Below are 14,199 nucleotides of genomic sequence, written 5' to 3' on the forward strand. Positions count from 1 at the left end.
GCTGCGCATGCTGCCGGCCTGATTGTCTCAGGCGGCCTTGCCGATTTTCGACGGACGCGTGGCGGCCGCTTTTTCGACCATGGCGGTGACCTCGGCGCGGCGCGCGCCCGACAGCGGCAGGCGCGGCATGCGGACGCGTTCGGAGCCGCGGCCCATGATCTGTTCGGCGAGCTTGATCGACTGCACGAGGTCGTGCTCGGCATCGAGATGCAGGAGCGGCATGAACCAGCGGTAGATCTCGCGGGCTGTCTCCCAGTCGCCGCGTTCGGCGGCGGCGACGAGCTGCACGGATTCCTCCGGGAAGGCGCTGGTGAGGCCCGAGACCCAGCCCTTGGCGCCGAGCATCAGCCCTTCGAGCGCGACGTCATCAAGGCCGGCGAAAATATCGAAACGATCGCCGAATTCATTGATGAGGTCGGTGAAACGGCGCGGATCCGGCGCGCTTTCCTTGACGGCCTTGATATTCGGCACGTCGGCCAGCACCTTCAGCACGTCGGCGCCGATGTTGACGCGATAGGCCGGCGGGTTGTTATAGAGCATGATCGGCAGCGAGGTCGCTTCGGCGACGGTGCGGAAATGCGCGATCAGCTCTTCCGGCTTCGGCACATAGACCATGGCCGGCAGCAGCATCAGGCCGTCGGCGCCGAGCTTTTCGGCGTCGCGGGCATAGGCGACGGCGCGGCGCGTGTCGAATTCGGAGACGCCTGTGACGACCGGAACGCGGCCGTTGACGACCTCGACGGCGGCTTTCAGGATCGTACGCTTCTCATCGGGATCGAGCGAATTGTTCTCGCCGCATGTGCCCATGACGATCAGGCCGTTGACGCCGTCATTGACGAGTGCGTCCTGAACACGCTGGGTCGCGGGCAGATCCACGGAAAGATCTTCGTTGAATTGTGTCGTTACGGCGGGAAATACGCCCTTCCATCCTGTCGTCATCGCTTGCACCCCGTTAAAGTCATGAGCGTTATATACAAACTGTCGACAAGACTCAACCGGCTTTATGAGAACCGTTGCGGAAACCGGCCGAAACGCAATACAAGGCTTTCAGGATAGAGGGCGGGACACATGCAGAACGACGCGAAAAATGTGCGGGTGCGCGGCTCCGGCACGCAGAGCGTCTATCTGACGCTGCGCCGGGAAATCCTGTCCATGGCGCTGGAGCCCGGCAGCCCGCTCGATGAGGTCCGGTTGTCGGAGCGTTTCGGCATGTCGAGGACGCCCATTCGCGAGGCACTGCTGCGGCTTGCCGCAGACGGGCTGGTCACGACCCTGCCGAATAGGAACACGATCGTCGCGCCGATCGATTTCGCGAGCCTGCCCACCTATTTCGAAGCGCTGACGCTGATGTACCGGGTCACGACGCGCGGGGCGGCCGAGAGGCGGAACGGCGAAATCATGAAGAGCATCCGGCTGCACCAAAAGCATTTTGCCGATGCCGTCGCCGCACGCGACGCCTATGCGATGATCGAGGCGAACCGCGAATTTCACGTGGCGATCGCCGAGCTCGCCGGCAATTCCTATTACACGACCTTCTTCGCCAAGCTGCTCGACGAAGGCCGGCGCATCCTTCGCCTCTATTACTCCACCTTCGATGACCGCCTGCCGCGTCAATATGTCGATGAACACGAGGAAATCATCGCCGCGATCGAAGCGGGCGACGCCGAGCGGGCCGACCGGCTGGCGATCGCCCACGCCAGCCAGATCGTCCGCCAGATCCAGGACTACCTCGCCCGCGACCTCGACCGGCCAATGGCGATCAGCCTGTCCTGATCGGCGGATCAGGCGATTGCATCAATCCTGAATGCCGGCAGCGCCTCCCGCCTTGAGCTTGACCTCGATGACCGGGACGGCGACCTTGGGACGGCGCACCGGCAGGACGAATGTCAGCTCGTCCTCGCCGACGGGGAACTGGGTGTTCGCCCACAGCATATTGGCGGACGGGCGCAGCCATGTGACTTCGCTGGCATCATGCAGGAATTGCGCATATTCGATCTTGCCCGCCAGCGCATCGAAATGCAGATGCTTATAGGGCCAGTTGAACAGGTGGATGTAGAGGCGGTCGCCGTTCTGGGTCAGCCGGCAATCGGGCGGGGCGGTGAAGTCGGACTGGGTGCAGCCGACGATGCTGCGCTCGTGCAGCGCCATCCACTCCTCATAGGCGGCAAGGGCCGATATTGCACGGTGGTCGAGCGTGCCGCGTGCCGTCGGTCCGACATTCATCAGCAGATTGCCGCCGATCGCAACGGTGCCGACCAGCATCTGCACCAGCTGCTCCGTGCTTTTCCAGGTGTCCTCGTCGCGGTGATAGCCCCAGGAGCCGCTGAGCGTCTGGCAGGCCTCCCAGACGACGCGCCTGCCTTCGCGCTTCGGCCAGGCGCGCGGCATATATTGCTCCGGCGTGACGATGTCCGGCTGCAGGCCGGCAAGATCGAGCCGGTTGTTGATGATGATATCGGGGGCAAGCTCGCGCACCAGGCGCACCAGCTTCTCGCTCTCCCAATCCTGATGGCCCTTTCCCACCAGTTCTCCGAGCTTCCACTGCGGATAGCTGAAATCGAACCACATGATGTCGATCCGGCCGAACTCGGTCAGCAGCTCGCGCACTTGCTCGCGCATGAAGGCGGCATAGCGCTGCATATCCCGGCCTTCGTTGATTTTCGCTGCATCGGGATGATTGCGCTGCGGATGGCGCGGATCGACGGTGAAGTCGGGGTGATGCCAGTCGATCAGCGAATAATAGAAGCCGATCCTGAGCCCCTCGGCGCGGAAGGCGTCGACGAAGGGGCGCAGCAGATCCTTTCCATAGGGCGTGTTGGTCACCTTAAAGTCGGTGGCCTTGGTATCCCACAGGCAGAAGCCCTCATGGTGCTTGGTGGTCAGCACGACATATTTCATGCCCGCGGCCTTGGCGCGTCTCGCCCATTCGCGGGGGTCGTAGAGATCGGGATCGAAATGATCGAAATATTTTTGATAGTCGGCGTCGTTCAATTCTTCGCGGCTTTTGACCCATTCATGACGGGCCGGCAGGGCATACAGCCCCCAGTGCACAAACATGCCGAAACGGTCATGGACGAACCAGGCTTTCTTCTCCTCGGGCAGGGCCAGTGACTGCAGATTATCGGCATCCATGGGATATCCTCCTGTTTAACGTCGGTCAGGTCGTTTCGCGGATGATGAGCTCGGGCACGATGACGATGCCGTGCTGACGGTTCTTGGTGGCGATGCGGCTGAGCAGCAGGCGCACGGCTTCCTCTCCCATTTCCCGTTTCTGCACCCGCAAGGTGGTGAGCGCCGGTGACAGAAGTTCGGCGGTCGGGATGTCGTCGAAACCGATGAGGGCGATCTGTTCGGGGATGGAAATGCCGGCGGCCCGGCAGGCCTTCATGGCGCCGATCGCATTGAGGTCGTTGTAGCAGACGAGGGCGTCGATCCCAGGCGTTTCCGCCAGCAATTGCGCCGCCGCCGTCTGTCCGCCCGCAGCTGTGGGATCACAGTAGACGATGCCATGTGCCTTCAACCCATGGGCCGCCAGCGTCTTGCGGAAGCCGACGAGGCGGCTCTTGCCGCCGAAGGAACTGCGCGGTCCCGCGACGATGGCGATTTTTCGGCGTCCGCGCTCGACCAGATGGTCGATGGCCCGCGACGCGCCGGTCTCGTAGTCGGTAACGATCGTTCCGGCGACTTCGGTCGGAGCCTCGCGGTTGATGAGCACGACGGCGCGGTGGTGCGCGAGCGCCTTGTGCAGGGCGGCGTCGGGCAGGCGCGCGCTGCAGACGATTATGCCGTCGACGCGGTGCCGCAGCAGCGCTTCGATCAGTTCTTCCTCCCGCTTGCTGTTCTCGACGACGTTGGACAGAAGCAGGTTGTAGCCGGCCGCACTCGCCGCATCCTCGGCTCCCCTGATGACCTCGGGGAAGAACGGGTTGGTGATGTCGGGAACGAGAAGGCCGATGGTCTTCGACCGGTCGGATCGCAATCCGCGCGCAAAGGGATTGGGCCGATAGTTGAGTTCGTTCGCCGCCAGAAGAATGCGCTGCGTGGTCTCTGCACTGGCGCCACCCTGATCATTGAGCACGCGCGATACCGTCATCGGCGACACGCCGGCGGCGCGGGCGACATCGGCGATGGTGATTTTGGACTCTGGCTCTTTGGGGTGGCTCAACTGGGTATCTCTGGATAAATTTGGGATAACGATAACTAACATAATTCTAGATAAAGCCAAGGCTGGTCAGGCCTTGAACACGACTCCGAGAATCTCTTTGACAAGAAACAACGGTAACGTTAACGTTATAGCTGGAGGAAAATACGTTAACGATAACCTAGGCGAGATCATTGGGAGGAAACAATGCAACACGTCAGAATGCTACGACGGCAGGTCGTTTCGATCGTTGCCGGTGCGATCCTCATCGGCTCCAGCTGGGCCGGCGCTGCCCTCGGCTTTCAGGAGGCGCCGGAACTCAAGGCGCTCGTCGATGCCGGCAAGCTGCCGCCTGTGGAAAAGCGGGTGCCCAAGGAGCCGCTCGTGCTCACTCCCCTTGAATCGGTCGGCACTTATGGAGGGACCTGGCGCACGGCCACCTTCGGCGGCGGCGACAGCGAGATCGAGCGTTCGATCGGCTATACCAGGCTGGTCCGGTGGAACCCGGAATGGACGGAGGTGATCCCCGACATCGCCAAGAGTTTCGAGGTTAATGCCAATGCCACCGAATATACCTTCACCCTGCGCGAGGGCACGCACTGGTCGGACGGCGAGCCTTTCACCGCGGACGATCTGGTGTGGTGGAACGAGAATGTGCTGCGCAACACCAAGATCACGCCTGCCGCGCCGGGATGGCTGACTGCCGGCGGCGAGACCGTCAAGGTCGAGAAGATCGGCGACGACAAGGTGGTCTTCAAATTCGCCGCGCCGAACGGGCTCTTCCTGATGAACATGGCGACCGTGCGCGGCTCCGATATTCTGGCGGCAGCACCGGCGCATTACCTCAAGCAGTTCCACAAGGATTTCAATCCCGACGGTGTCGACGCCCTGGCGAAGGCGGCCGGCGCAACCGACTGGGTCCAGCTCTTCAACAACAAGATCGGCTTTCCCGGCCGCTGGCGCGATCTCGGCCGCCCGACGCTCGACGCCTGGGTGTTGACCGCGCCCTATAACGGCACGACCCAGGTCGTCGCCGAACGCAATCCCTATTATGCCAAGGTGGATACGGCAGGAAACCAGCTGCCTTACTTCGACCGCATCACCATCGACGTGATGCAGGACACCCAGGCGATCATCCTGAAAGCGATCAGCGGCGAAATCGACATGCAGAACCGCTTCATCGAGACGACGGATGCCCGCACCGTGATCGTGCAGAACCAGCAGAAGGGTGGCTACGGCCTGTTCATCGCCCGGCCGGCCTGGTCGAACGCGCTGCTGATCACGCTCAACCAGACCCACAAGAACCCGACCCTGCGCGCCGTCTTCTCCAACAAGGACTTCCGCATCGGTCTCAGCCACGCGATCAACCGCGAGGAGCTCAACCAGCTGATCTATGCGGGACAAGCCAAGCCCTATCAGGCCGCGCCCCGCGAGGGCACGGCGCTCTACGACGAGAAGATGGCGACGCAGTATCTCGAATATAATGTCGATCTCGCCAACCAGTATCTCGACAAGGCCGGCCTGACCAAGAAAGACGCCGAAGGTTTTCGCCTCGGCCAGGACGGCAAGCGGATCACCTTTGCGATCGATGCGCTGACTGGCAGTCCCATCCAGGTAGACGCGCTGGAAATGATCCAGCGTTATTGGCGAGCCGTTGGCATCGACATGCAGCCCCGCCCGGCCGAACGTTCGCTGATCTTCTCCCGCCTGCAGAACAATGAGAATGACGGCCTGGCCTGGGTCGGCGGTGGTGGCTACGACTTCCTCGGCCTGCTCGATCCCAAATGGTATTTCCCGCACGAATATGAATCGAGCTTCGCGACGGCCTGGGGCCTCTACTACCAGAATCCCAAGGATCCGAACGCTGAGGAACCAAGCCCGGCGGCCAAGAAGCAGATGGATCTCTACCGGCAGGTTCAGGAAGCGCCGACGCTCGAAAAACAGCTCGGAGCCATGAAGGAGCTGCTGGCGATCACGCGTGACGAGTTCTACGTCATCGGCACCAACCTGGAGCCGGACCGCGTCGGCATCGTCAAGACCAATATGCACAACGTGCCGAAGGTCATCCCCAGTACGTCCTTCTACATGACGCCGGGACCGGCCAAGCCGGAAACCTTCTACTACCAGCAATAAGACAAATGATCGGCCGGAATGGCGTCGTCGGGCGCCGTTCCGGAACCAGCCCCGCCCAATCACCCAGTCCGGTCGGCGATTGCCGGTCGAAGGAGCTTGAACATGGCCGGCTTCATCATCAGACGTCTGCTTTACATGATCCCGATGATGTTCGCGATCTCGGTCGTGACCTTCATCATCATCCAGCTGCCGCCGGGCGACTTCCTGACGGCGATGACCGCGCGTCTCGCCTCGCAGAACGAGACCGTCGATCCCAGTGTCATTGCGGGTTTGCGCGAGCGCTACGGCCTCGACCAGCCCTGGGCGGTTCAGTATTGGAAATGGATCAGCGGCATCCTGCTGCGCGGCGATTTCGGCCAGTCCCTCGATTGGAACAAGCCGGTCAGCGAATTGATCTGGGCGCGCATGGGCCTGACGATGGTGGTCTCGGTCACCACACTGCTCTTCGTCTGGGCGGTGGCCTTTCCGATCGGCATCTATTCGGCGGTGCGGCAATATTCGGTCGGCGATTACGTCGCCACTTTCTTCGGGTTCCTCGGCCTTGCCATCCCGAACTTCCTGCTGGCGCTGGTGCTGATGTTCGTCTCCGCGCAGTATTTCGGCCAGAGCGTCGGCGGGCTGTTTTCGCCCCTCTATATCAACGCCGCCTGGAGCTGGGCCAAGCTCGGCGATCTCATCTCGCATATGTGGATCCCGGTCGTCGTGCTCGGAACGGGCGCCACGGCGGCGCTGATCCGCATCATGCGCGCCAACCTGCTCGACGAACTCAACAAGCCCTATGTCGACATGGCGCGCGCCCGGGGCCTCAGCGAAATCCGGCTGCTGCTCAAATATCCGGTGCGCGTCGCGCTCAACCCCTTCGTCTCCACGGTCGGCTGGGTGCTGCCGCATCTGGTCTCGGGTTCGGTGGTGGTCTCCATCGTGCTCAGCCTGCCGATCACGGGTCCGCTGCTGCTCAACGCCCTGTTTGCCCAGGACATGTATCTCGCCGGCACCTTCATTCTGCTGATGAGCATGCTGACGCTGATCGGTACGCTGATCTCGGACCTGTTGCTCGCCTGGCTCGACCCCCGCATCCGCAACGGCTGAAGGACGATAGATATGACCGATCAAGCCATCGCGCTATCACCTGAACCGATCAGAAATACCGCCGCTTCGGCAGGACAGTGGAAGCTCATCTGGTGGCGCTTCTGCCGCCACCGGCTCGCATTGGCGGCAGGCGTCGTCATCTTCCTCATCTACATGGTCGCCCTCTTCGCCGAGATCCTCGCCCCGGTGTCGTCGCAGACCTACGATTCCCGCTACACCTATGCGCCGCCCCAGCAGCTGCGATTTGCCGGCTATGACGCGGCGGGCGGATTTCACCCGCTCTATGTCAACGGCTATTCGATGAAGGTCGACCCGATCGCGCTCAGCCGCACCTATGTGCCCGATCCGGCCGTCGTCATTCCCGTCGGCTTCTTCGTCAAGGGTGAACCCTATCGGCTCTGGGGGCTGTTCGATCTCGACCGTCACTTGATCGGCCCGGTCGAGGCGGGCAAGCCCTTCTACCTGTTCGGCGCCGACCGGCTGGGCCGCGATGTCTTCAGCCGGACGGTGCACGGTACCCGCGTTTCGATGTCGGTCGGCCTGATCGGTGTGGCGATCAGCCTGATCCTCGGCATCATCCTCGGCGGCATCTCCGGCCTTTACGGCGGCTGGGTGGACGATGTCATCCAGCGCTGCATCGAACTCATCAACTCGATCCCGACCATTCCGCTCTGGATGGGCCTTGCGGCCGCCGTTCCGATCAGCGCCGATCCGATCCTCGTCTATCTCTGGATCACGGTCATCCTGTCGCTGATCGGCTGGACCGATCTGGCGCGGGTAGTGCGCGGCCGATTCCTGTCGCTGAAGACGGAGGACTTCGTCATCGCCGCCGGTCTCGACGGCTGTTCCCGGATGCGGATCATCTGGCGGCATATGGTGCCGTCCTTCATGAGCCACATCATCGCCTCGGTGACGCTCGCCATTCCGACGATGATCCTCGCCGAAACCGCGCTCTCCTTCTTGGGCATCGGTCTGCGTCCGCCGGTCGTGAGCTGGGGCGTGCTGCTGCAGGAGGCGCAGAACATTCTCGCGGTCTCGAGCGCCCCCTGGCTGTTTCTCCCGGGCATCGCGGTGATCGTCACGGTGCTCGCCCTCAATTTCCTTGGTGATGGATTACGCGATGCTGCAGATCCCTATGAATACTGACTCCCATCTCGCCGCCGCCGGCGGCCGGAGCATCGAACGCGACCCGCTGATCGAAGTCGACGACTTGAGGACGCATTTCTTCGGCGGCGCGGGCACGGTGCGGGCGGTCGACGGCGTTTCCTTTTCCATCCCGCGCGGCAAGACGGTCTGCGTTGTCGGCGAATCCGGCTCGGGCAAGAGCATCACCGGCCGCTCGATCCTCAACCAAGTTCCGCGCGGCGGGCGGATCGTCTCGGGCGCGATCCGCTACCGGCCCGATCCGGCCGCCCCTGCCATCGATCTCGCCTCGCTCGATCCGCGCGGCCGCGACATGCGGGCGATCCGCGGCGCCCAGATCGGGTTGATCAGCCAGGAGCCGATGGCGGCACTTTCGCCTGTCCATACGATCGGCAACCAGATGGTGGAGGTGATCCGCCTGCATTTGAAGATGGGAAAGAAGGAAGCGCGTGAACATGCGATCGAGACGCTCGCGCTCGTCGGCATTCCGAGGCCGGCCGAACGGATGGACAGTTACGCCTTCCAGTTTTCCGGCGGCATGCGCCAGCGCGTCTGCATTGCGCTCGCGCTCGCCTGTCGCCCGAAGCTGTTGATTGCCGACGAGCCGACCACGGCGCTCGATGTGACCACTCAGGCCAATATTCTCGATCTTCTCGCCTCGCTGCAGGCCGAATTCGGGCTCTCGGTGCTGTTCGTCACCCACGATCTCGGCGTGGTGGCCGAAATCGCCGACGAGGTCGTCGTCATGTACGTCGGCCGGGTGGTGGAAGCGGGCGACGTCGACACGATCTTCCATGCGCCCGTTCACCCCTACACCAAGGCCCTGCTGCAATCGGTGCCGCGCATGCACGGGCGACCGAGCGAAAGGCTCGCGACCATCGACGGTATGGTGCCTTCGCGTTTCGACCGGCCGGAGGGCTGCAGCTTTCATCCCCGATGCAAAGAGGCGAGAGCGGGCCTCTGCGATCAGAGGGATCCAAAATCCATCGCCGTCGGCGACGGACACGTCGCCAGCTGCCTGCTTTACGAGGGGAGACAATGATGGCCGGTTCCCAAACGCCGCTGAGCCCGCTACTCGAACTCAACGATCTCAGGATGCATTTTCCCATCCGCAAGGGCGCGTTCCGGCAGGTGGTCGGGCATGTCAAGGCGGTCGACGGCGTCTCGCTTCGCGTCGAGGACGGCGAGACGCTCGGTATCGTCGGCGAATCCGGCTGCGGCAAATCCACGCTTGCTCGCACGATCCTGCGTATCTATCGGCCGACCAGCGGCGAGATCCGCTATCGCGACCGCAGCGGCGGCACGGTCGATCTCGCGGCCTTGTCCGGTCCGGCCCTCAAGGAAATCCATCGCGACCTGCGCATCGTCTTCCAGGACCCGCAATCCTCTCTCAATCCGCGCCTTCCCGTCATCGACATCATCGGCGAGGTGCTCAGCGTCAATGGCATCGTCAAGGGCCGGGAGCTCGAGCATCGCGTCGCCGAGCTGATGCAGAGTGTCGGCCTGCGGCCCGAATATATGCGACGCTACCCGCATGCTTTTTCCGGCGGCGAACGCCAGCGCATCGGAATTGCCCGGGCGCTGGCGTCCAATCCGCGGCTGGTGATTGCGGACGAAGCCGTTTCGGCGCTCGATGTCAGCGTGCAGGCGCAAACCATCAATCTCCTGCAGGACCTGCAGGAACGGTTCGGCCTGACTTATCTCTTCGTCGCCCACGATCTCTCGGTCGTCCGGCACATCTCCGACAATATCGCCGTCATGTATGTCGGCCGGGTCGTCGAGAAGGCGCCGACGGAGCAGATCTTCTCGCGCCCGCTCCATCCCTATACCGAAGCGCTGCTTTCGGCGGTGCCGATCGCCGATCCGAGGCTGCGTCGCCACGGCCGGCGCATCCGGCTGGCGGGCGAAGTCGCCGACCCCGCGCATCCGCCTCCCGGCTGCGCATTTCATCCGCGCTGCCGCTACGCCACCGAGCTTTGCAGGCAGGAACTGCCGGCGCTGCGCACCGTCACTACCGATGGACATGCCGTGGCCTGCCATCACGCCGAATCGCTGACGCTCAATCCTTTTGCCGACCGTATCGTTCCGGAGTTCAATTGATGCCCGAATTCATTCCACGCTCCGAGCAGCGTCCCATTGTGGATACCTCCTCCAGGACGCTCGATCTCATCTACTTCGACCTCGTCACGCTTCCGGCCGGCGGCCGGGAGACGCGGCGGCTGCCCTTGCACGAAAGCCTCTACGTCGTGCTGTCGGGGCAGGTGGATATCGAAGTGGATGACATCAGCTTCGAAGCTGTGGGCCGGCGAGCCGATATCTGGGGAGGCGATGCGGATTCGGTTTACGCGCCCGTCGACGCCAATGTCCGGATATCGGCCCGTGGCGGCCCGGCGGAAGTCGCCATCGCCGGCGGCCTCTGCGACACGCGCTACGCCCCGTTCCGGGTCACGCCGGACGAGGTGGACGCGGTCAATGTCGGCTCGCCCGACACCCACAGCCAGCGGCGGATCGTCCACCTGCTCGGCCAACGCCAGAATGGCCGCTGCGGCAACCTTCTGGTGAGCGAGCTCTATGCCGGCGAAGGCTGCTGGTCGGGCTATCCTCCCCACAAGCACGATACGGAAGACGGCGACGCCGAGACCCTGCACGAGGAGCTCTACCACTACCGCTTCCAGCCCGAGACCGGCTTCGGCAGCCAGATCACCTATGACGACAATGGTCCGGTCAAGATCCTCATGACCCGCAACGGCGATACCGTCCTGGTCGATCGCGGCTACCACCCGACCGTCACCTCACCCGGGCATCGCGGCTATATCTTCACCATCCTCGTCGGCAAGCACCGCCGCGGACTGATCCAGCGCTTCGATCCCGCGCATCAGCACCTGACCAAGACCATCCCCGGCATCGATGCGATGCGCGACAAGTTCAAATAACCGGCGCCGGCCTTCTCAGCCGCCAAACTTTCCGCCTAAGGAGAATGATCCATGCGTGAACGTACGCGAATAAGCGTCGATGCCGGTGAAGCAGTGCGTCCATTCAACCGGTTCTGGCGCGGCACCGGCTTTTCGCCGGCCGAGCTGCTGCTCGAACCCGAGATGCGCCAGATGCTCGCCTATATGGGCGGCCTGCCGAACGAGGGTATCCGCTATCTGCGCGTCCATTATCTCTACAATCTGCTGCGCGCGACCGGCGGCGAGGGCAGATTCGTCTACGACTGGTCGCTGCTCGACCGGGCGCTCGACGTGATGATCGAGCACCGTCTGAAGCCCTTCTTCGAGCTGATGGGCAACCCGTCTGATCTCTTCACCGATTACGAGGACATGGACCAGGTCAGGCGCTGGCGGGATCTCGTGACGGCGACGGTCGATCGTTACGGCGCGCGCTACGGCGTGGACGAGTTGCGGACGTGGTATTTCGAAACGACGAATGAGGCCGACTCCGGCTGGTGGACCTACGGGATCAAGGGCTACACCAATTATTACGACGCCTGCGTCGCAGGCCTCAACGCCGTCGATCCCGGCCTGCCGATGGGCGGACCCGGCACCGCCCGCACGCTCTCGCCGATCTTCCGCGCCCTGATGGCTCATTGCGACAGCGGCACGAGCTGCCTGAGCGGCGACGGCCCGCCGCGCCTCGACTACATCTCGATCCACGAAAAGGGCGTCAACGGCAGCAAAGACGACCTGACCCCAAAGACCAACGCCATCGTCGACCGCACCCTGCTCGTCGTCGATTATCTCAAGGAGCACCATCCCAGGCTTGCCGGCCTGCCGATCGTCAATGATGAATGCGATCCGCAGCTCGGCTGGAGCGATCATCACAGCTGGCATGGCAAGGCCTATTATGCCGGGATCATCGCTCGCATCATCGAGCAGCACGACCGGCGCATCATTGCCCCGAAAGCGGCAAATTTCACCTTCCTCAGCAATGACCACGCCTTTATCGGCGGCTGGAGCCAGCGCACGATCTTCGCCTATTTCGGCCCGCGCAATTTCACCAAGGCGCAGTGGGAGCACAAGACCGATCTGAACAGACTGGTGACCGACATCGACAGCGCGCCGCCCTTCGACATCATCAAGAAGCCCGGCCTCACAGCGATGGAGCTGCTGGCGACGCTTGGCGACACCGTCTGCAAGGTGACGGCCGAGCCGCCGCTGACTCCCGATCAGGATGGCCTGGCGATCCTGCCGACACGGCTGCCGGGCGGCGGTGTTTCGATCAGCCTCATCCACAGTGTCGATGCCATCAACCTTTCGGGCCGGACCGCCGTCCGCCTTGAGGTCAGCGGGCTCGCTCCCGGCCGCCACGCCCTTTGCCAGCTGCGCATCGACGAGGAATTCACCAATCCGATGGAGGTCTGGGAGGCCCAGCGCGACGAAAGCAATCCGCGCGGGCTCTTCGAGCCGGTCGGCGCGCCGCCCGAACCTGGTGAAGCGCAGCTTGCCGAACTGCGCCGCGCCCAGGAGCCCGCCCTGCTGCACCCGATCAGCGTCATCGAATGCGACGAGGGCCGGATCAGTGTCGATCTCGACGTGCCACTGCCGTCGCTGACGCAGGTGCTCGTCGTTCCCGATACCGGCGCGCCGCCGGCCGTCCCCACCGGTCTTGTCGTCGAACGATACCTCGGTCTCGGCGGCCGCGAGGAGCGCATGCTGTTCTGGGCAGCCGGAGATGCGAGCCCCGCCATCTTCTACGATGTCCTCGCCAGCACCGACGGCAAGAGCTTCGAAAAGGTCAGTCCGGTGCCGCTGATTTCGACCGCATTCCTGCACATGTCGCCGCCGGTGGGCGTGCGGTACGCGGTGCGCGCCCGCGATGCCTTCGGCCGCGAGAGCGAGCTCTGTATTTCCAGTCGATGAGCAGCGGCATCATGGATATCGCCTATTTCACCAAGACCCTGGAAGGCCTGCCGCTGGAGAAGGCGGCGGAGATCACTGCCGGTTTGGGCTTCGATTGTGCCGATCTTCTCATCCGCGACGGCCACGCCGTTTGCCCCGACAGGCCGGAAGAGATCGTCAAGGCCGCAAAGCGCTTTGCCGCGGCCGGCCTGCGGACACCCATGGCGACCATCGACGCCACCCGGCCCGACGATGCCGTGTCGCGGCTTCTCGGTTGCTGCGGTGAGGCCGGCATCGGGCAGGTTCGGCTCGGCTTCTGGCGCTATGATCCGTCCCGGCGCTGGAAGGCGCAGGCCGATGAGGCGCGGCGTGACCTCGACGGTTTCCAGCGCCTCGCCGAACGCTTCGATATCAAGCTGACCGTCCAGCTTCACGGCGGAACCCTGCACAGCTCCGGCGCGCTGGCGGCGCAATTGCTGGCCGGCCGCGATCCCTCAAGGATCGGTGCCTATCCCGATCCGGCCAACCAGATCATCCGCGAGGGCAGCGAGGACTGGCGTCTGACCCTCGACCTTCTCGATCCCTGGTTCTGCTGCATGGGCGTCAAGAATTGCGGCTGGTTTCCCGGCGTCTATGGGGCGCAGGGCCAGCGTGCCTGGCATTCGGATTGGTATGGGCTCGATGAGGGCATGGTTCCCTGGAACGAAATCATCCCGCATCTGGTGATGAATGGCTTTGCAGGGGTGCTCTCGGTGCACTCCCAATACCGGCTTCCCCGGGAACAGGCGCTCGACAAGGCCCGCGCCGATCTCGCCCATCTCAGGCGCCTCGTCGCCGCAGCGAAAGAGTAGAAGC

At 63.4% G+C, this 14,199-nt stretch carries 12 protein-coding genes; 9 read left to right on the forward strand and 3 right to left on the reverse strand.

Translation table 11 applies throughout. The features are described 5' to 3' along the window. Positions 1–27: 27 nt before the first annotated feature. Positions 28–939: a dihydrodipicolinate synthase family protein gene (locus ATY76_RS05720; protein WP_004676699.1), complete on the reverse strand. Its 912-nt coding sequence runs from the start codon at positions 937–939 to the stop codon at positions 28–30. A gap of 129 nt (positions 940–1,068) precedes the next feature. Here ATY76_RS05720 and ATY76_RS05725 point away from each other — a divergent pair, with 129 nt between their 5' ends. Beyond that, entirely contained in the window at positions 1,069–1,773 is a 705-nt protein-coding gene (locus tag ATY76_RS05725) for a GntR family transcriptional regulator (protein WP_088673815.1), read from the forward strand. A gap of 21 nt (positions 1,774–1,794) precedes the next feature. Here ATY76_RS05725 and ATY76_RS05730 read toward each other — a convergent pair whose 3' ends face one another. Together ATY76_RS05730 and ATY76_RS05735 are read right to left on the reverse strand one after the other, a co-directional pair. Beyond that, positions 1,795–3,132, reverse strand: a complete 1,338-nt coding sequence (locus ATY76_RS05730; protein ID WP_088673816.1) for an alpha-L-fucosidase — start codon at positions 3,130–3,132, stop codon at positions 1,795–1,797. A 25-nt stretch (positions 3,133–3,157) separates the two neighbouring features. Then, the gene (locus tag ATY76_RS05735) at positions 3,158–4,165 is read right to left on the reverse strand and encodes a LacI family DNA-binding transcriptional regulator (protein ID WP_088673817.1); all 1,008 of its coding nucleotides are present in this window, start codon (positions 4,163–4,165) and stop codon (positions 3,158–3,160) included. Between the two features lie 183 nt (positions 4,166–4,348). Between ATY76_RS05735 and ATY76_RS05740 the strand changes: the two genes are divergently transcribed. From ATY76_RS05740 to ATY76_RS05775, 8 genes are all read left to right on the forward strand, one after another. Then, on the forward strand, positions 4,349–6,274 hold the full coding sequence (locus ATY76_RS05740) for an ABC transporter substrate-binding protein (RefSeq protein WP_088673818.1): 1,926 nt from the start codon (positions 4,349–4,351) through the stop codon (positions 6,272–6,274). 102 nt (positions 6,275–6,376) lie between these two features. Then, a complete protein-coding gene (locus ATY76_RS05745; protein ID WP_088673819.1) occupies positions 6,377–7,363 on the forward strand; it encodes an ABC transporter permease in 987 nt (328 codons plus the stop codon). Positions 7,364–7,375: 12 nt separating this feature from the next. After that, positions 7,376–8,509, forward strand: a complete 1,134-nt coding sequence (locus ATY76_RS05750; RefSeq protein WP_088673820.1) for an ABC transporter permease — start codon at positions 7,376–7,378, stop codon at positions 8,507–8,509. Beyond that, positions 8,499–9,548 (forward strand): ABC transporter ATP-binding protein, encoded by a 1,050-nt coding sequence (locus ATY76_RS05755; protein WP_088673821.1) that lies wholly within the window; start codon positions 8,499–8,501, stop codon positions 9,546–9,548. The genes ATY76_RS05750 and ATY76_RS05755 overlap by 11 nt, the downstream gene beginning before the upstream one ends. Continuing rightward, on the forward strand, positions 9,548–10,606 hold the full coding sequence (locus ATY76_RS05760; protein ID WP_088673822.1) for an oligopeptide/dipeptide ABC transporter ATP-binding protein: 1,059 nt from the start codon (positions 9,548–9,550) through the stop codon (positions 10,604–10,606). The genes ATY76_RS05755 and ATY76_RS05760 overlap by 1 nt, the downstream gene beginning before the upstream one ends. Further along, positions 10,606–11,439: a 5-deoxy-glucuronate isomerase gene (locus ATY76_RS05765; protein ID WP_088673823.1), complete on the forward strand. Its 834-nt coding sequence runs from the start codon at positions 10,606–10,608 to the stop codon at positions 11,437–11,439. Before ATY76_RS05760 ends, ATY76_RS05765 begins: the two co-directional genes overlap by 1 nt. 51 nt (positions 11,440–11,490) lie before the next feature. Then, positions 11,491–13,365, forward strand: a complete 1,875-nt coding sequence (locus ATY76_RS05770) for a glycosyl hydrolase (protein ID WP_088673824.1) — start codon at positions 11,491–11,493, stop codon at positions 13,363–13,365. Between the two features lie 11 nt (positions 13,366–13,376). Further along, positions 13,377–14,195, forward strand: coding sequence for a TIM barrel protein (locus ATY76_RS05775; protein ID WP_088673993.1), 819 nt, complete (start codon positions 13,377–13,379; stop codon positions 14,193–14,195). Positions 14,196–14,199 lie beyond the last annotated feature (4 nt).

The sequence above is a fragment of the Rhizobium sp. R339 genome (genome assembly GCF_002211395.1).
GTDB lineage: Bacteria > Pseudomonadota > Alphaproteobacteria > Rhizobiales > Rhizobiaceae > Rhizobium.